The organism is Geobacter grbiciae (assembly GCF_018531165.1).
In the GTDB taxonomy this organism is placed as follows: domain Bacteria; phylum Desulfobacterota; class Desulfuromonadia; order Geobacterales; family Geobacteraceae; genus Geobacter; species Geobacter metallireducens.
On the sequence record NZ_JAHDIW010000018.1, the window covers coordinates 43,550 to 61,391 of the forward strand.

The 17,842-nt window shown below is 64.5% G+C and carries 8 protein-coding genes and 1 riboswitch; of the genes, 7 read left to right on the top strand and 1 reads right to left on the bottom strand.

Annotation, left to right across the window (positions count from 1 at the left end):
- The first annotated feature begins 2 nt into the window (after window positions 1-2).
- From KJB29_RS16625 to KJB29_RS16645, 5 genes are all read left to right on the top strand, one after another.
- On the top strand, window positions 3-1,349 hold the full coding sequence (locus KJB29_RS16625; RefSeq protein ID WP_215735466.1) for a DUF3300 domain-containing protein: 1,347 nt from the start codon (window positions 3-5) through the stop codon (window positions 1,347-1,349).
- A 49-nt stretch (window positions 1,350-1,398) separates the two neighbouring features.
- Window positions 1,399-2,376, top strand: coding sequence for a DUF2950 domain-containing protein (locus tag KJB29_RS16630; RefSeq protein ID WP_215735467.1), 978 nt, complete (start codon window positions 1,399-1,401; stop codon window positions 2,374-2,376).
- 290 nt (window positions 2,377-2,666) lie between these two features.
- The gene (locus KJB29_RS16635; protein WP_215735468.1) at window positions 2,667-3,848 is read left to right on the top strand and encodes a cytochrome C; all 1,182 of its coding nucleotides are present in this window, start codon (window positions 2,667-2,669) and stop codon (window positions 3,846-3,848) included.
- A 166-nt stretch (window positions 3,849-4,014) separates the two neighbouring features.
- Window positions 4,015-5,709: a hypothetical protein gene (locus KJB29_RS16640; RefSeq protein WP_215735469.1), complete on the top strand. Its 1,695-nt coding sequence runs from the start codon at window positions 4,015-4,017 to the stop codon at window positions 5,707-5,709.
- A gap of 15 nt (window positions 5,710-5,724) precedes the next feature.
- Window positions 5,725-7,488: a PASTA domain-containing protein gene (locus KJB29_RS16645; RefSeq protein ID WP_215735470.1), complete on the top strand. Its 1,764-nt coding sequence runs from the start codon at window positions 5,725-5,727 to the stop codon at window positions 7,486-7,488.
- Between the two features lie 68 nt (window positions 7,489-7,556).
- Here KJB29_RS16645 and KJB29_RS16650 read toward each other — a convergent pair whose 3' ends face one another.
- Window positions 7,557-9,113, bottom strand: a complete 1,557-nt coding sequence (locus tag KJB29_RS16650; protein WP_246561807.1) for a S8 family peptidase — start codon at window positions 9,111-9,113, stop codon at window positions 7,557-7,559.
- 91 nt (window positions 9,114-9,204) lie between these two features.
- A riboswitch (cyclic di-GMP riboswitch) is annotated at window positions 9,205-9,281 on the bottom strand.
- 273 nt (window positions 9,282-9,554) lie between these two features.
- Between KJB29_RS16650 and KJB29_RS16655 the strand changes: the two genes are divergently transcribed.
- Both KJB29_RS16655 and KJB29_RS16660 read left to right on the top strand, forming a co-directional pair.
- Window positions 9,555-14,057 carry an outer membrane channel gene (locus KJB29_RS16655; RefSeq protein ID WP_215735472.1) on the top strand — a complete coding sequence of 1,501 codons (4,503 nt, stop codon included), beginning with the start codon at window positions 9,555-9,557 and terminating at the stop codon, window positions 14,055-14,057.
- A 12-nt stretch (window positions 14,058-14,069) separates the two neighbouring features.
- The gene (locus tag KJB29_RS16660) at window positions 14,070-17,828 is read left to right on the top strand and encodes a hypothetical protein (RefSeq protein ID WP_215735473.1); all 3,759 of its coding nucleotides are present in this window, start codon (window positions 14,070-14,072) and stop codon (window positions 17,826-17,828) included.
- The last annotated feature ends 14 nt before the right edge of the window (window positions 17,829-17,842 follow it).

A 17,842-nucleotide genomic window follows, 5' to 3' on the forward strand; every position in this document is an offset into this window, starting at 1 on the left:
TTATGAAAGCGACAATCATGACTATCCTGAAGGCGGCATGTATCGTCATCGTCATGCTCGCGATGCCGGTGGGCACAATGGCGCAGGATGAAGGGGAAGCCGATCAGGCGGCCAAGTTCAGCAAGCAGGAGCTGACTCAGATGCTTGCGCCGATAGCCCTGTATCCCGATTCATTGATCGCCCAGGTGCTGATGGCATCCACGTATCCGCTTGAATTAGTGGAGGCGGAGCGATGGCGGCGGGACAACATGGGGCTGAAAGGGACCGAACTGGACAATGCCCTCCAGAACAAGACGTGGGATCCCAGCGTAAAATCCCTCTGCCATTTTCCGGACGTTCTCTTCGCATTGAGCGACAAGCTCGACCAGACGAGAAAACTGGGGGACGCCTTCCTGAGCCAGGAGGGTGATGTCATGGCCACCATCCAGGAATTGCGCCAGAAGGCCGAGCGACAGGGGAATCTCAAGACAACCAGCCAGCAGAAGGTTTTCGAGGATCAGGGAGAGATCCAGATCGAGCCGGTTGACCCGGAAGTCATCTATGTGCCGGTCTATGATCCGTCATATGTCTATGGCCCGTGGTGGTATCCCGACTACCCCCCCTACTACTGGTATTACCCGACCAGTTACCCCTTCGGTCTGAGCTACGTCGCCTTCGGCCCTCCCTTCTATTTCAGCTTCAACATTTTTTCCTGGGCCTGGTGCGACTGGCGTTCCCATCGTATCCACGTAGACTTCGACCGGGCGAGACGGTTTCACCATTTCAACGCCAGGAGGGATATTACCAGCCCTATCTGGCGCCATAACCCCGTCCACAGGAGAGGGGTTGCCTACCGGGACATAGGAACGGGCGAACGCTTTGGACAAAGACCGACACGCGTGTCGCCGGCCGGACCGGAAACACGCGGTTATCCGGTCAGGGGTCAAGTGAGGCCGGGATTGACAGGAACACAAGCGCCTGCTGAACGCGGAATCAGGCCGGGTGTGCCGCAGGCGGGACAAAGACCCGCAGTCCGGCAGGCTCCGGTCGAGCGGCGGGGAAGCACCGTTGTAACGCCAGGAATACAGGCACCGAGGGAACAGGTACAGCGGCCGGCAGGCCGGGATACCCCCTTCAGGGGGGTCGGCGAAGGAACCTTCGAACGCCGGGCGATCAATCGCGGCGAGATGAGCATCCGGAGTGGTACGCCTCCGACGGGAAGGTCCAGAGGCGGTTTTGTGGGAGAGATCAGGCAGCCTTCCGGTGGCTTCCGCGGCGGCGAAATCAGACAGCCTGCCGGCGGCGGCTTCCGGGGTGGCGAGATACGACAGCCTGCCGGCGGCAGCTCCCGGGGTGGCGGAAGGCGTTGATACAGACTGTTTTGATTATAGCAGGGTTGCACGCACACAGGGAGGCACCATGAAAGTAAGCGCATCGAATCACAAGGGCGGCACGGGTTGGGTGATGTGGGCCTGCGTCGTGGCCGTTGCCATAATCTTTTCAGTGATATCCACACCATCTTTTGCGGCGCAAACACGGCAGAAGAAATTCGCATCGCCCGACGACGCGGTAAAAGGCCTGGTTGCCGCCGTGAGGGAGGGTAACGAGAAAGATTTGACGCTCATCCTCGGCCCCGGCAGCAAGGAGCTGATATCGTCCGGCGATGAAGTTGCCGACAAGACAGATCGGGAAAAATTTCTTGCGGCCTATGACCGGATGAACAGCCTGGAGCGGAAGTCCGCCACGACCATGATCCTGCACGTGGGCCCGGATAACTGGCCCATGCCCATACCGATCGTAAAGAAGGGAGGAAAATGGGCCTTTAATATCGGGACGGGGAAAAAGGAGATCCTGAAACGGAGAATAGGCAGGAACGAACTGCACGTCATCGACGTGCTCGACGCCTATGTGGATGCACAGCAGGAATACGCGGGCAAAGACTGCCGGGGCGGCGGAAAGGTTGAATTCGCCCAGAAGCTCATCAGTTCCGAAGGGAAACGGGATGGCCTGTACTGGGAAGCGAAGGAAGGCGAACCCGAGAGCCCCCTCGGCCCCCTGGTGGCGCGGGCGGCGAAGGAAGGGTACGCCAAGGAAAGCAACCTTTCCCCCTTCCATGGCTACTACTTCAAAATCCTCAAGGGGCAGGGGAAACATGCCTCCGGCGGGGCATACCAGTATGTGGTCAAGGACAGGATGATCCTCGGCTTTGCGCTCGTTGCCTATCCCGCCGAATATGGCAACTCGGGGGTCATGACCTTCATCGTCAATCAGGCGGGAACCGTGTACGAGAAAAATCTCCGCCAAAATACACGACGCCTGGCAGAGGCCATGGAGTTGTTCGATCCCGACAAGACCTGGAGGCCGGTCAAGACCGGAGAAACATCCAAGCAGAAATAAACGCGATCCATAAACCGGCAGAAACGAGGCTGCCGGGCACCAGGGTGTCGAGCCTCTTTCACTGTTTGGTGGAGGCCCGAATTTTTACTTGCACATCCATCGCAGTACGTTAAAATCACCAAATATTTATCGAACCCAGGAAGGCATCCCCCAACTCCGCCCCTCCTTCCCTGTTCAAACACACCCTCACATGCCTCTTCGACTTCTGTGACTGCAATGCGATGGATAGTGAGCTTGACCGGCATTAGTGCGCGGACCGGCTCTGAAACCTCTATGGAAGGAGATCATCTATGGAAGCTCGCCGACTAGCGAAACGGATGTACCAAGGGTTCTGTCTTTTTCTCCTGGGGGCCGGGACGGCAGTTTCGTTCCTCACCCTCGAAACCGCCACCGGCCTCCCTGCCGCCCTGGCCCTCACCACGGCCGACTGCCGTGTCTGCCACGCGAGCGGCAACAACGTCGACCGTCACCACAACCTTATCATCACAAAAGGCCTCGATTGCCTGAACTGCCACAAGCAGGTGCTCGACCCTGTCACCAACACCTATGTGTTTGCTCCTTTCAGGGATTGCACCAGCTGCCATTCAACCACGGTCCACTACGACAAGCACGGCCTCTACATCGCCAACTGGCCGACCATGTCCGGCGTCGCCCCGGGAACCGCCCCCCTCTGGACCCAGGTCATGACCTTCTCCCTCGTGAATCCCGCCAAGTATCAGTATCAGGTCTGCTACAAATGCCACTCCTACAATGCCTTTGGCGCGGCACCGACGGGGGTCAGCCCCGTTGTGAGCCACTCCGTCATCAATCTCACCGACCAGGCCATGGAGCTGAATCCCTATAACCGATCGGCCCACCCCATCCAGGTTTCCCTCAATTCCCAGACCGGCTCCTATGCCCCCAAGGCGCTGGTGTCGAATCAGATGTCTCTCGGCTGGACCAACGTGGGTACCCAGAAAATGGTCTGCTCGGACTGCCACGCAGCGCCGGCCAGCGGAAGCACGGGAGCGACCAGGTATCTCCTCAAGGGACCGCGCACCTACTGGCCCTACAACCGGAACGGCAAGCTCTGGACCCTCAGTGATGTCAGAAACAACACCAACAACTGGTCAACCGATCTCTTCTGTGTCAACTGCCATCCCATGTATTCGGGGGGATCATGGAAAAACAACGTCCATGGTGATGGCGACCACCTCGGAAGCTCTTACACTATCGGCGGATTACGCCTCAATGGTATCCCCTGCGTCTCCTGCCATGTGGAGGTTCCCCATGGATACCGCTTAAGCCGGCTCATCGGCTACGAATCAGATCCGGCCCCCTACGGAACCATCCAGTCGAACGGAACAAAAGCACAGGTGCTCAAAGGTTTCAAAAAAGCGTCCTCACCGTTCAGCTACAGCGAGGGGAACTGCTACTCTACGGCCGGCGCCTGTGGCGACCACAGCAGCCCCAAGATGACCTACGACTGGTAGGGGCTTACTTATTACGCAGCAGAGCAATTGAAGCGGGCCGTCAGGAAACTGGCGGCCCGTTCCAATTCAGCCTCGGCAATTTCAACCCGTTTCCTTGATGCCGCGCGAGGCTGGTTTATACTTAATGAACCAACCTTTAGCGATACGCAGTGACAAGGAGCAGGCCATGCCCGCCACCGACCCCACCACCGTAGCCCTAACCGGACAACTGCCGTTCATCCTGAGTACCGGGGCCATCCTGTCACTCCCCCTCTCGTACCTCTTGCTCCGTCTCTATCGCCGGGCTCTGCTCAGGGGGATGAACCGAAGGGGGAAGAAACCGGTCGAAGGAGGAGAAACATCCCGTGCCGGACGTTCAGAACCGACGCCCCTTCCGGCCGGCGAATTCAAGCTGACGGTGCTCGATGCAACCTCCCCGACGCGCACTGGGGAGGCCGGTGCGCTCTTCCACCGCGCCCGATCCGCACCCTGGCGGGCCGGGATGATCCACGGTGCCGGAGCAGTCGTCTTCGCGGCGGTCATGGCCTTCTGCTTCCTCAGATCCAGCAACACTGAAATCCTCCCCCTGCGCTACCTGATCCTCTTCTGGGTCTACACTTGGCCCATCGTCCCGACCCTTGCCCTGGTGGCCGCTCCCCGGCGGCGAACCAAAATCCTCCTGGCGGTGGCCCACGGGGCGGTGTTCGTCGCCCTTGGCGCGGCGGCCCTGGCACGGAGCCCCGAATCATCCATCGGGCAACTGGCGGTTCTCTGGCTCAGCACCAATCTTCCCCCGACCCTCCTTCTTCTCGTCTTTCTCATCCGCAGGGTGCGGGCCGTGGGTCCCCTCGTGGTGACCTTCATGGTCATGGCCCTCACCGGCTCGAACCTCCTCCTCTCGGTGCTGGATCGCCACCAGGCGCTGCTGCGGTCCGTGGCCGAGGCTGGCTTTGCCCTGGGACTCGGTGGAACCGGAGTTTTCTGGGGGCTCAGCCTGATCGGCTTTCTCTTTTTTGCCATTCCGGGATGGTTTGCGCTGCAGTGGATCCGCCGGCGCTACCGGGCAAAGGGGATGAACGACCAATCCCTGATCCTGGACGCTCTCTGGCTCCTCTTCGGAATCACATACTCCGTCGGCCTCGTCTTTGAGGGGGCGGCCTGGATTCTCTCGGGACTGGCGGCATTCGGGGCCTACAAGGCAACGGTTCTCGCGGGGTTTCGCGTGGGTGGCGGCGTCGACGCTCCGAACCGGGATGCCCGCCTGCTCGTTCTGCGGGTCTTCTCCCTGGGAAAACGGAGCGAAGAGCTCTTCGACGCAGTAACCAGACACTGGCGCTACCTGGGCGACGTGCGGCTCATCTCGGGGCCGGACCTGGCGGCGACCACGGTGGAGCCCCACGAATTCCTCGACTTCCTGAGCGGCAGGCTCGACCGTCAGTTCATCGACGGGACGGAGGCTCTGGAGCAACGGCTCAAGGAACTGGACACCCGCCCCGACTTCGACGGCCGTTTCCGGGTTAACGACTTCTTCTGCCACGACGACACCTGGCAGATGACCCTCAGGCGGCTTGTGAAGGCATCGGACGTGGTGCTCATGGACTTGCGGGGGTTCTCTCCCCAAAACGCCGGCTGCGCCTACGAGCTGCACGAATTGGTCGGCACCGCCCCCCTGGAGCGGGTGGTCATTGCAACGGATGCAACAACCGACGCCGGTTTTATGGAGCAAACGTTACGTAACGCCTGGAGAGCGATGCCCCCCGACTCGCCCAACCGCTCTGCAGAAGCCCGAGCGCAGACCGTGCGGCTTCCGTCGTCGGCCGATCAAGGGCTGTTTACACTGCTGGGGCTTCTCTGCACGGCGACAGAAGGGACCAAAGCCTGACAGGAGGAAACCATCATGGAAGGCATATTCATCAGCTACCGCCGCGAGGAAAGCGCCGGCCACGCCGGAAGGATTTACGACCGGCTGCGGGAACGTTTCGGCAGGGACCGGGTTTTCATGGATGTCTCCGCCATCGAGCCAGGGGTGGATTTTGTGGAGGCCATTGATCGGGCCGTGGGCTCCTGTGCCGTGCTGCTGGTGATAATCGGCCGCCAGTGGCTTAATTGCACCGACACCGCGGGCCGGCGCCGGCTGGACGACCCCCATGATTTCATCCGGCTAGAAGTTGGGACGGCCCTGCGGCGGAACATCCGGGTGGTTCCGGTGCTGGTTCAGGACGCGGCCATGCCGGGGGAGGCGGATCTCCCCGACGACCTGAAGCTCCTGGCCCGCCGCAACGCCATCGAGATCAACGACACTCACTGGGACTCGGACCTGGCGCAACTGGTGGATACCCTGGGCCGGGTTCTGGAGGGGACGGCCGGAGCGGCTGCGTCGGGCGGCACCGGCGCCGTGCCGGCGGTACGGAAGAACCGGCTCGCCTGGCTCATCAGCTCCATCACCGCAATCGTGGTGGCGCTGGCGGGACTCTTCATCGGCGTCGAATCGTTGCGCACCAGCTTCGTCAAGCTGTTCAAGGGATCGCCGCCCGTTACGACCACGACGACCGGCACCACCACCCCTTCCGGCCAGGGGCAGACTGAACCGGTAGCCATCACTGTGCCTCGGGTTACCGGCATGGAGGAGCAGCAGGCCGTCGAGGCCCTCCGCGTCAAGGGATTGCACCCCCAGGTGGTGCGGCAGATTGTGCCCGAAGCCCCGCCGGGGACAGTGACTCAGCAGGAGCCGCCGGAGGAGACGAGCGTCACCGCCGGAGCGATGGTGAATCTCGTCGTGGCGGTCCCCCCTGAGCGGCCGAAGGAACCGCCGCCCGGCGGACAGCAGGAACCCCCTCCGCCGGAGCTCGTCACCGTGCCGAAACTGGCCGGGAAAACCCTCGGTGACGCCAAGGCTGCCCTTGCAACAGCCGGCTTGAGGGTGGGAACGGTGGAAAAGCGGAAAACCGACACGTCAGAGCCGGGCACGATCATCGGCCAGGCCCCCAAGGCCGGCTCGAAGCTGGCACAGGGGAGAAAAGTCAGGGTGGTGGTAGCCGTGAAGCCCCCGGAACCGGAACTGGTGGCGGTGCCCAACGTGGTGAGGCAGCCCCGGGAACGCGCCCTGAAGATGCTGGTGGATGCGGGACTGCAGCCGGGGGCCGAGACCCGGCGACCGACGACCCGGGCGCGTCCCGGAACAATCCTCGATCAGAAGATCAGGGGTGGAACCACGGCAAAGCGCGGGACACGGGTGGATCTGGTGGTTGCCGCGCAGCCTGCGGCAGGAGGGGGAGAAGAAAAGCCGCCTGCAACGGGGAACGTGATCACCCAGGGAAGGGGCGAAATTCGCCAGACCTATCTGTTTGACCTGGATGCAGGGAGCATTGCCCAGAACGGTGACGCGGACATCTGGTTCGAGGCTGAAACGGAGACAGAGCGTTACCTGACGCCGCGCAATGGGGCCGCCATCGGCATCACCCGGGAAAAACCCACCTATGAAAACTGCTCGAAAGTCAAGATGACACAGCGGCGCATCCCCATTCAGAGGATACCGGAGAACGCCAACGTCTGCGCCCGTACCAACCGCGGCAACCTGTCCGTCTTCAAAATCAGGGAACCGGTCGGCCCCAGCCCCGGCGTCATGAAGATCAGCTACATCACCTGGGAGGGGGTACGCTAGGGTAGCGTCGGAGCAAACGGATTGCATTGGGAAGGTGGCGCCGTTGGGCGGCGCCACCTTCATGCCGGTTACTTGCCGACGGTTACTGTCTCGGCACCGACGGGCGATGAAAAGTTGAGGGTTTCGGCGGTACCGGTGGGGGTCCACGAGCCGGTGAATATCCCAACCCCTGCTGCCAGATCGGGGTAGACACCGTCATCGCGCATGGTCAAGACCCCACCGTTGCTGAGGGAGACCGTGACAGGTCCGGCAGGCTTTGAGCAGTTGATGCTCAGGGCGGAAAGCGTCGTTGCCACACCAGGCTGGAGGGTGGCTGGATATGTCAGGGCGGAGAAGGCGCGGCTGTCAACACAGGTGAGGGAGCCGAAGGCATTTATCCGCCTGCCGGTGACACTTTTGCCGGACAGTGATGACTGGAGGTCGCCGCCGGAAAGGATGAGGTTTCTGATCCCCCGCCAGTCCATGGTCGGATACTTGGCCTTGATGAGCGCTGCCAGGCCGGTGACATGGGGGGTCGCCATAGAAGTGCCGGAGAGGTAGGCATACTGGTTATTGGGATAGGTGCTCAGAATGGAATAGCCGGGCGCTCCCACCATGACGGTCCGGCGGCCGTAATTGGAGAACGAGGCTAAGCCGTCCATCGACGTGGTGGCGGCAACGGCGATGATGTTCGGCAGATTGTAATCGGCGGGATAGGTCGGGGTCGTGTCGTTGTTGGAGGCGGCGTTGCCGGCGGCAGTGATGAAGAGGATGTCACGCTGGCTGTTGATGGCGTCGTAGAGAGCCTTGGAATAGCTGCCGCCCCCCCAGCTGTTGTTGGTGGCGACGATGTTCACCCCGCGGGATTTCATCTTCTTGACGTACTGGAGGCACTCGATGGCATCGGAGGTGTAGCCGGAGCCGTTTGCATCCAGGAACTTGCAGGCCATGATCCTGACTGTCCAGTTGACCCCGGCCACGCCGATGCCGTTATTGCCCACAGCCCCGATAGTGCCGGCCACGTGGGTGCCGTGACCGTTGTTGTCCATGGGGTTGCCGTTGTTGTTTACGCCGTTGTACCCGTAGATATCGTCCACCACGCCATCCCCGTCGTCATCGATTCCCGGTTTGCCGTTCAGTTCCGCCTGGTTGGTCCACATGTTGGCCTTTAGGTCCGGATGGGTGTAGTCGACGCCGCTGTCGATCACCGCCACCACAACGCCGGCGCTCCCCGTGGTATTGTCCCAGGCCGCCGGGGCGTTGATCTTCGTCATCCCCCAGGTACTGTAAAACTTCGGGTCGGTGGGGACTTTCACGGCCTTCAGCACGTAATTCGGTTCGGCATACTCGACGTCGTCGTCCGCTTCAAATTCTTTTACGGCGTTATCCACGCTTTGGCCCGGCCTGATCTTCACCTGCTCCATGTTCAGGTCACGGAATCCCTTCTTCTTCTCCGAGCCGTGCCTGCGGTGCCCCTCCGCCTTCCCTTCCTCGGAAGCACCCTCCCGGTACTTCACGATCAGCTCCCCCTCCTTGTAAGTGGGGGGACCAGCGGCCGGAGCCATCGTCACCCCGGCATTGCCGTACCCTGAAAAGAGCACAACCATCAGCAGTGACCAAACGAAGCGTTCCCATCGTCTCTTCATCATCCAACCTCCCCTTGTTTCACGGCTCCCGGAGCCGCTTTTTCGTCCGGTCCGGCACAAAAAAAGCCGGGGCGGAATATCGATGCGATATTTCGGCGACCCGGCTGTCTCGGGGAGACCCTGTAGGCTTTCCGTCCCATCCTCGCGGATGGTTTAGTATTGTCGTCTATCTGTGATTAAAAGCTGGTTGTTTCAAAATCAGGCACCCCTACAATCGCTTATCGAAATATCAGGCGTCAAGAATAAATTCAAAAGGTTAGAGAGCAATAACATTACCTTTTTTCGCGGCATCACCCCTTTTGACAAACCCAAAACCAACAGTACACTTTGTTAATTAGAACGCTATCCATCCCCGCCACTTCGCCCGCGGGGATGTCTGCTTCCGGTTGCCAACTATTCACTCTGCTATGTTCAACGTGCGGAACGCCAAGGAGGGCACGCATGAAGACCACTCGACTTACATTCGAAACGCTTTCCGAACTCCAGATCCCCCGGCTCGACCCTGTCGAGCTTTCGCTGTCCGCCCTGCGCCGCGACCCGACGACCGCCGCCTTCGACTGGCTCGCAAGGGGGGAGGAAGCAATCCTCGGCCCACGGGCCGCCCGCATCAAGGCGGCTCCGCCGAAACCGGCCGCCAAAGGTCCGCCGCCAAAGTTCATCACCATCGGTACCTTTTCACTGGTCTATGACCAGCTCCAGATGACCCTGCAGGAACAGGGGAGTAGCCGGTTCTGGCACCTGGAGACCGGCTGGTTTGGCGGCACACCCAAAATGACGGTGAGCCAGAAGGACGGCGGCGTGGACATTGCTCTGTCCGGCGCCTTCTACCCCGGCACCACCATCCCCGCGTCCCTCAAAGCCGCGATCCGCCTCGTCAACGGCACCTGGACCCTGCGGCTCCGGCTGAAGTACGGGAGCTTCGACGCCACCCTCCCCCTATCGCCGTGGCTCGCGCGGACCCAGTGGGCCGTGTCGCCGGTCCACCTGGACCTGGAATGCGCCCCCCTGGGTCCGGCCTCGGCCCTGGGGGCCAAGGGGGGTGGGATCGCCGCCTTCACTCCGGACTGGCTCCTGGGAACCCTTACCATTGACGGTTTCCGATTACCCGGTTTCCCCGGGAGCGTAACTGCCGACGCGGCCCTCGTGGGGCTCCTGCCGCAGGGTGCGCCGGCCTTCTTTCTCCCGAACACCCTGCGGCGGACCGGCATCCTCTTTGCCGCGGACCAGCAGTTTCCGCTGCAGCCCGAATTCGCCGCTCCCGGCCCCACCATCCATTTGGGAGCGTTCCGCTTCGACGGGCTCTTCCTGGAAACGGCGCTCCTCCCCGACGGCCAGGCCATCCGCTTTCTCTTTGCCCAGTCAGTGGCCGACCCGACCCCGGCCGGGCTCGAAACAGGCGGCGATCTTTGGGGAAGTGACGGCGAGCCGTTCCGGATACCGCTCCGCAACCCGCGCTACGGCCAACTCTTCGACGACAGCCGCCAGCGGACCGTGGCCGGGCTCGTGGCTCAGGTGGACGAGGCCCCCTTCTGGCTCCACAGCCCGGGGGTGAGCCTCCTGCTGGCCCAGTCTCGCCAGGTTCCCTCCACGGGCATCCTCCAGATGGGGGCAACGCCGCCGGTCATGGTCTGCCGCCTGAGCCTCATGAAGAGCGCCCCCCGGGTGGAGGGGATGCTGGTCCGCCCCGAACCGGCACCGCCCCGGTCCGAGATCCTCGTCACCTGGCGGCCCCTTCCGGGCACCCTCCAGCCCACCTTCGGCCATGTGGAGATCGACGCGGCGGCCGGCACCGCCACGGTGCGGCTCCCCCGCAACACCTCCCTGGCCGTGGTCCGGCGCGACGATTTCCTCCACCTGGGGTATCGATGGACCAACCTGCGGCTCGTGACCGAAGGGGCGACGCGGCGCCTCCAGCCGCTGACCACGGGCCCATCCTACCTGGCGGTGGTCTTCCCCCCCCAGAGCATCGGCGAGGAGACCTTCTTCGAGGCGGACCCCAGCTACAAGGTGAGCGATTCGGACATGCCCCCTTCCCAGCAGGTGAAGGAAGGGCCGAGCATCGCAAACCCGCCGTCGCCGCCGGTGAAGGCCCTCATGGCCAAGCAGAGCCGCCTCGTCTTCTCCCTTCCCCAGGGGGACCAGGCGTTTCTCCTGAACGGCACGACCATCCTCGACTGGCAGTCCCTCACCCCGTCCCTGGCCCCCACGGCCCTGCCGGGAGCGGTGCGGCTCAAGCGGCCGGGACTGCCGCCCATTATCCTCCCGGGCCCCGAGCCGATCTTCAAGGTGGCGGCACCACTCTGGAACCGGCCCCCGGCGCCACTCTGGAACCGCGCCGCGCCGGTGCAGCGGGCAACGGCACCCTCCGCGCGCCAGACGGTCCTCGGGAACCTCCGCCCCATCGACACCATCAGCATCCTGCCGGGACTGCTCCTGAAGCCTGTGCCCCCCTCGGCCACCACGACCCAGATCGAGCTCCCCTTCCGCCTGATCCTCTCCCCCAACCACCACGGCACCTGGGTCCACGCCAACGCCCCGGTGACCCGGAACGGCCGGACCGAGCTCTGGCACACGCGGTTGGCGGTGCGCGCCGGTGAGGCAGTCACCGAGGAACCCCACCAGTACCGGACCGTGCGGGCCATCTGGTCCCGTGACCACGACATCCCCACCGACTTCGACAAACCGTTTCTGATGCCCATGGACCAGGACGACCGGCGCCAAATCGTGGACCTGACCGCCGACTTCACCATCGGCACGCCGACCCCGGTCTCCATCAACAAGCTGATGCTCTCATCCCTCGGCGGATGGCTCGACAGCAACCTCCAGCTGGAGCCGCCCGTGGGATACTCCGTGGAGCAGTGGCGGCACCGGGCCACCATGGGGCGCGACCACTTTGTGCGGGTGGTCTACAAGGGGTTCCTCTTCCCCTTCGGCCACCGGGCGTCGCTGGTGAAGATCAGCGAGCGGAAGGTGGAGCTCTCCCCCACCGGCGACCCGGTGGCGTACATCCGGCAGCGGATGTTCATCATCGTCCGGGAGCGGGAGCGGACCTACGGCGGCAGTGCTTACGCCTTCAGCGGCCGCGAGACCCCCTTGCGGCGGGTCCGGATAACCACCCTCGTCACCCCCAACCTGAACCCGCCCCAGGAATCCCCCCTGGGTGCCGATCCGGGGCAACGCCCCCTCGGGGGACCGGTGGGGACGCCACCCATCGCCGCCTTCTGGCCCCGGGTGGGGCCGGGCGACTTCCTCTTCCACCTGAAGGGGTGGGACTGGGAGGATCACGAGGTGGATTTTGTGATGCCCCTGGCCTTTGTCCGCTCCGACATGCTCGACAACGCCGCCGAGATCAAGGTGGCGGTGGATGCCTACAACGCCCCCAAGGAGAAGGACCGGCGCACAACCACCCTCGGCGGCCAGCAGGTGGCCATGGCCGAGGCGACGGGATATGCCGGCAAAACCACCTTCGACACGGCGGCCCTGAGCTTTGTGGCCCTCTCCCCTGCCGACAGCACCCGGGAGCCACCCTGCTACCCGAAGCTGGACCAGGCCCGGATCGCCATTGCAGCCCTGCGGCAGATGACCGGCAGCAACGACCCGGCCACGGTGGAGCTGGCCCCCCGATACCTTGAGCACAGCTTCGACCCGGTGAAGAACAAGGCGGGTCTCTTCGCCCAAGTGCCGGCCACGGCCGCCGCCCCCTCCCTGGACTACACGGCCGGGAAGAGCTCCGACCGCTCCGGCGGGGTCGCCACCCCCAACATGGCGATCCGCGGTCTCTCCCGGGAACTGGGAGCCGTGGGGGACACGGCCGACAGCTTCGCCGAAGGGAATTTCGACCCGCTCCAGTTCTTCGCTGGCCTCAACGCCCAGCTCCTGGGGGGGATCACCCTGGCCGACATCCTCGACGCCCTGATCCCTGGCGACTTCCTGGACCAGGCCCCGAAGCTCGTCACCGCCAACAGCGCCACCGAGATCACCACGACGCTCCACTGGGAGACCACCAGTCTCAAGGCGAGCGGCCCCTTCGTGAAGGGGGCCGCCTCGAAGCTCACCCTCGACAGCCTCCTCAAGACCCCCAAGGCGGGCGGAGGCAAGACCTTCCAGCTGACGGGAAAAATCGTCGACTTCACCATCAACCTGGCCGATGTGGTGACGGTGAAGTTCGACCAGTTCTCCTTCACCTCCGTGGACGGCAAGAAGCCCGACGTCCACGTGGAAATCGCCGACATCACCTTCACCGGCGCCCTGGAGTTCGTGAACGAGCTGCGGAACTACCTGCAGCCCGCCAACTTCGCCGATCCCCCCTTCCTGGACGTGACTCCCCAGGGGATCACCGCCGGCTACTCCCTCACCATCCCGGCGGTCTCGGTGGGGGTGGTTTCCATCGCCAACATCGCCCTCGGCGCCCGGCTCACCCTCCCCTTCACCGGGGAGCCGATGCGGCTCCGCTTCAACCTCTCGGAACGGCAGAGCCCCTTCACCGTGTCGGTGGCCCCCTTCGGCGGTGGCGGGTTCTTCGCCTTGGCGGTGGGGATGGACGGGGTGGAAACCCTAGAGGCCTCTCTGGAATTCGGAGGCTGCGTGGCCATCGACCTCGGGGTGGCCAGCGGCGGCATCTCCCTCATGGCCGGCATCTACCTCAAGATCGACGTGAGCACCGACCACTCGCAGCTGACCGGCTACGTGCGGGCCAACGGCGCACTGGAGGTCATCGGCCTCATCACCGTGTCGCTGGAATTCTACCTGGGGCTCGACTACGACTTCGGCTCCGGCAAGGCGTGGGGCGAGTGCCGGGTTTCGGTGAAGGTGGAGGTGCTCCTCTTCAGCGCCAGCGTCACCGTAACCATGAGAAAACAGTTCGCCGGGTCCAGCGGAGATCCGCCCTTCGGTGTCATGATGCCCCAGCCGCGCTGGGAAGCCTACGCTGCGGCGTTTGCATAGGGGGTTACTGCAATGAAACAGACAATCATATGGACCGCTCTTCCGAAAGGGATGAGCGCTGACGGAAAGAATCTCCTCCTGTCGGTGGTGGTGTCGCCCCGGCTCGACACGGGCGGACCGTCTCTGAAGCTCAGCGCCTTTCCCCCCTTCACCAACTGGCCGGCCCAGCCCCTCGCCCTCTCCATCCAGTTCAGCGGCCAGGCGCCGGTGGCGGCAACCATCATCCCGTCGGGGACCGACCTCGCCCTCTGGCAGGCCCTCTTCCCGGCGGAGGAGACCTCGGTCCGCTCCTTTGTCCCCGCGGACCAGTCGAAGCAGCTCATCCACTCCTTCCCGGTGGCCAACGTGGTGGAGCACCTGCGCAAGCTCTACGCCGCCGTGGGGGTCGCCTCCCCCACCGACCTCCCCCTGATCGACGAACTGGCCCAGAAGGGGGCGACCCTGGTCCGCACTGTGGAAGGGCAGGGGCGCGAATGGTTCGGCCTGGACGACCACCTTGAGAAGGACCTCCTTGCCCGGTACAAGCGGCTGAAGACCACGGCCCTGCCGCCGGGGCCGCCTGAGCCGGCCATGGACTTTTTCCGGGCAAAACACTTCCACCGCTTCAAGGGGGGTAACCGCGACAACCCGGTGCCGGTGCCCGACTTCGACTTCCACGAGGCCGTGGCCATGGTGGTGAACCACCCCCTCCTGATGCGGCGGCTCGGGCTCGTGATCGAGGTGAGCGTCCCCCTGGCTGGCCAGCCCGCCAGCGGCACGGTTCAGGTGGCCAGCGTGGGGCACGAATTTGTGAGCGACGACCAGCCCCTGCGGGTCCACTACCTCCTCGATACGGCAAAGAAGCGCTTCCTGCCGGCGCCGGCGGCCACGTCGGACCTGGCGGACGGCATGCTGCGGCTCGGTACCACCGACTTCAGCATCCAGCAGGTGGACGCGGACGGCGCGGCCCTGAAGGCCATCGACTACGCCAATCAGCTCCAGATGCGGCAGCAGGGGCGGCACGCGACCGCCGACTCCCCCCCCGACGACGGCCTCCCGGCCCTGCGCTCCGGCGGGGTCTCGGTGCTCCGGACCGGCCGGGCGGTGCGGCTGGCCAACACCTTCAAGACCGTGACCCAGGCCAACACCAACCTCAATCCCCAGAACCCGCCCGAACTCTGGGCCGATGACGTGACCGGCGGGTTCCGGGTGGACGTGCAGGACGCTGGCGGCACCTGGCGCTCCCTCTGCCGGCGCGGCGTCACCTACCGCGTGGGGCGTCTCGCCGGCCCCCAGGCCACCATCACCGCCTCGGACGAAGGGACCGTCACCGCCGCCGCCATGCAGGACGTGGACCCCACGAAGAACGACTTCTACCTCCACGAGGCCCTCTTCCACTGGGACGGTTGGAGCCTCGTGGCCCCGCGCCCCGGCGAGGCGATCCAGAACGACGGCCTGAGCCACGGCGAAAATCTGGGGCCGGACGGCAAGGCCAGAAACCCTTCGTCGACGTCGCTGAATCTGGAGATCACGGCCGAGCCGACCCCCAAATCCCTCCCCCGCCTGCGGTTCGGCGGCAGCTACCGGATCCGGGCCCGGGCCGTGGATGTGGCCGGCAACAGCCTCCCCTTCGACTCCACCGACGCCTCCCAGGCCTCGCCCCAGGTCACCTACCGCCGCTTCGAGCCCGTGGAGGCGCCGGCCGTGGCTATCGTATCAGCCGTTCCCCTCTCAAACCTTCCGGGAGAATCCACAGCGCGCCTCGTCATCCGGAGCTATAACGGCACCCCGGCCGACGACGGCACCATCTCACCCGAGACGTCGGAGCGGCTGCTGCTTCCTCCCCGGACCGCTGTTGCCACCATCGAGCAGTACGGCCTCCTGGACACGCCGACGGGAGTGGACGCCACCCCGGCCACCTGGAACCGGCTGGCCGCCAAGGATGCGGCAGCCATCCCGGAGGTCTACCCGAACCCGGCCGCGCTCCCGGCCGAGGTTCCCTACCTGGCCGACCCCTTCGCCGCCGCCGCGGTCCTGCGGGGGCTCCCCGGCACGGCGCCCGAGTCGACCCACGTGACCACCTTCGACGCGGCCCCGGGCTGGTGGCAGGGGAAACCGTTTCGCATCGCCATGATCGAGGGAAACGGCCCGCCGACCTGGGATTCGGCGGAGCGCATCCTCACCGTGGAGCTTCCCAAGGCCACCGTGGCAAAGGTGCGCCTCAGTTCCCGCGTCACCCCGGCCGACCTGGAGAAGCTCGCCGTCTGGAAGTGGATCGAGGAAGAAGCCTTTGACGACGAGGAACGGTCGCGGCTGAAGCAGCTGGCCCTGGACGGCCTCCACTGGATGCTCACCCCCTTCCGGGAGCTGACCCTGGTCCACGCCGTGCAGCAGCCCCTGGCACCGCCGCTCATCGAAGTCCTCAATCCCCGGAAAGTTGCCCTGGGGGACACCTTCGCCACCGTGGAGGGAACCGTGGGGGTCCATGCCCCGAGCACTGGCAAGGTGGACCTCCTGGCCCTCTGGAGCGAGCCCACAGGCATCGGCTTCGCCCGCACAAACGGCGAATCCCACGCCTTCGACCTCCCCGTGGCCTCTCCTCCGGACACCCCGTCGGTGCCATGGGGGGGCCGTCGCCACGAGTTCGGCGACACCAAATACCGCAAGGTCAGCTACTACGCCACCGCCACCAGCCGGTTCCGGGACTACTTCGACCCCTCCCTCACCACCGACGAGCTGACCCGTCCGCCAAAGGCCGAGCTTCCCCCCTCCTCCGCCACGCACCTCTTCGAGGCGGAAGTGCTCAACTCGGCCCGCCCCCTGGCGCCGAACCTCCTCTACGTGGTCCCCACCTTCGGCTGGGAGGCGGGAGAGGACGAGCGGGGAACCTTCAGCCGCCGCACGGGGGGCTTGCGCCTCTACCTGGAGGAACCCTGGTTCTCCTCCGGCGACGGCGAGCTCCTGGGGGTGGTGGTCTGGCCCGGCGAGCGGGACTGGTGTCTTTCCGGCAAACCGCTCCGCGACACCTTCGTGCGGATCGAGGTGCCCGACGAGCTGAAGCCCTACGCCACCCAGTGGGGACGCGACCCCATCTGGCTCTCGGGCCCCACCCAGCAGGTGCCGTCACTCCAGAACTTCACGAAAGCCGTGGCGGTGCAGACCTCACTCTCCATCGAGGAGCGCCCCGACACCCTCGTGGCCGTGGCCGGCCATGGGGTGGGGTACGACGAGGAACGCCACCTCTTCTACTGTGATCTCGACATCGACGCCGGTGACTCCTACTACCCCTTCGTGCGGCTGGCTCTGGTCCGCTACCAGCCGAAATCCATCGCCGGGGCCGAGCTTTCACGGGTGGTGCTGGCCGACTTCGCCCAGTTCGCCCCGGACCGGATTTGCTGGGTGGCCCGGGACGCCGCCGACTCGAATGCGCTCCGGATCACCGTCTCCGGCACCGGCTACCGGCGCAACGCCTCCTTCAACTGCACCAGCGAGATCGAGGCCCGGCTGGAGCGGTGGCTCGGCCCCGGCGATGGGGACATGGGGTGGGTGCCGGTCTCCTTGGCGCCGGTCACTCTCTTCAACGCCCAGGCCCTCAGGACCCTCTCCGTCTGGGAAGGGACCATAACCCTCCCGCTTGAGGATCCCGAAGCCCGCTTCCGGGTGGTGGTGGAGGAGTACGAGGCATTCCTCGGCGACGCGCCCGAAGCGGGCCTCACCGAGCGGTTCGGCTCGGGCCGGGAGCGGCGGCTGGTCTATTCGGATGCGGTGGAGGTGGGAGAAGAAAAATTGTGAGAGGTTCAGAAAGG

Bases quoted from the DNA above. Each gene is read 5' to 3' on its own strand.
- KJB29_RS16660 (WP_215735473.1), top strand. From the start codon at position 14,070: ATGAAACAGACAATCATATGGACCGCTCTTCCGAAAGGGATGAGCGCT.
- KJB29_RS16650 (WP_246561807.1), bottom strand. From the start codon at position 9,113: ATGAAGAGACGATGGGAACGCTTCGTTTGGTCACTGCTGATGGTTGTG.
- KJB29_RS16625 (WP_215735466.1), top strand. From the start codon at position 3: ATGAAAGCGACAATCATGACTATCCTGAAGGCGGCATGTATCGTCATC.
- KJB29_RS16630 (WP_215735467.1), top strand. From the start codon at position 1,399: ATGAAAGTAAGCGCATCGAATCACAAGGGCGGCACGGGTTGGGTGATG.
- KJB29_RS16635 (WP_215735468.1), top strand. From the start codon at position 2,667: ATGGAAGCTCGCCGACTAGCGAAACGGATGTACCAAGGGTTCTGTCTT.
- KJB29_RS16655 (WP_215735472.1), top strand. From the start codon at position 9,555: ATGAAGACCACTCGACTTACATTCGAAACGCTTTCCGAACTCCAGATC.
- KJB29_RS16640 (WP_215735469.1), top strand. From the start codon at position 4,015: ATGCCCGCCACCGACCCCACCACCGTAGCCCTAACCGGACAACTGCCG.
- KJB29_RS16645 (WP_215735470.1), top strand. From the start codon at position 5,725: ATGGAAGGCATATTCATCAGCTACCGCCGCGAGGAAAGCGCCGGCCAC.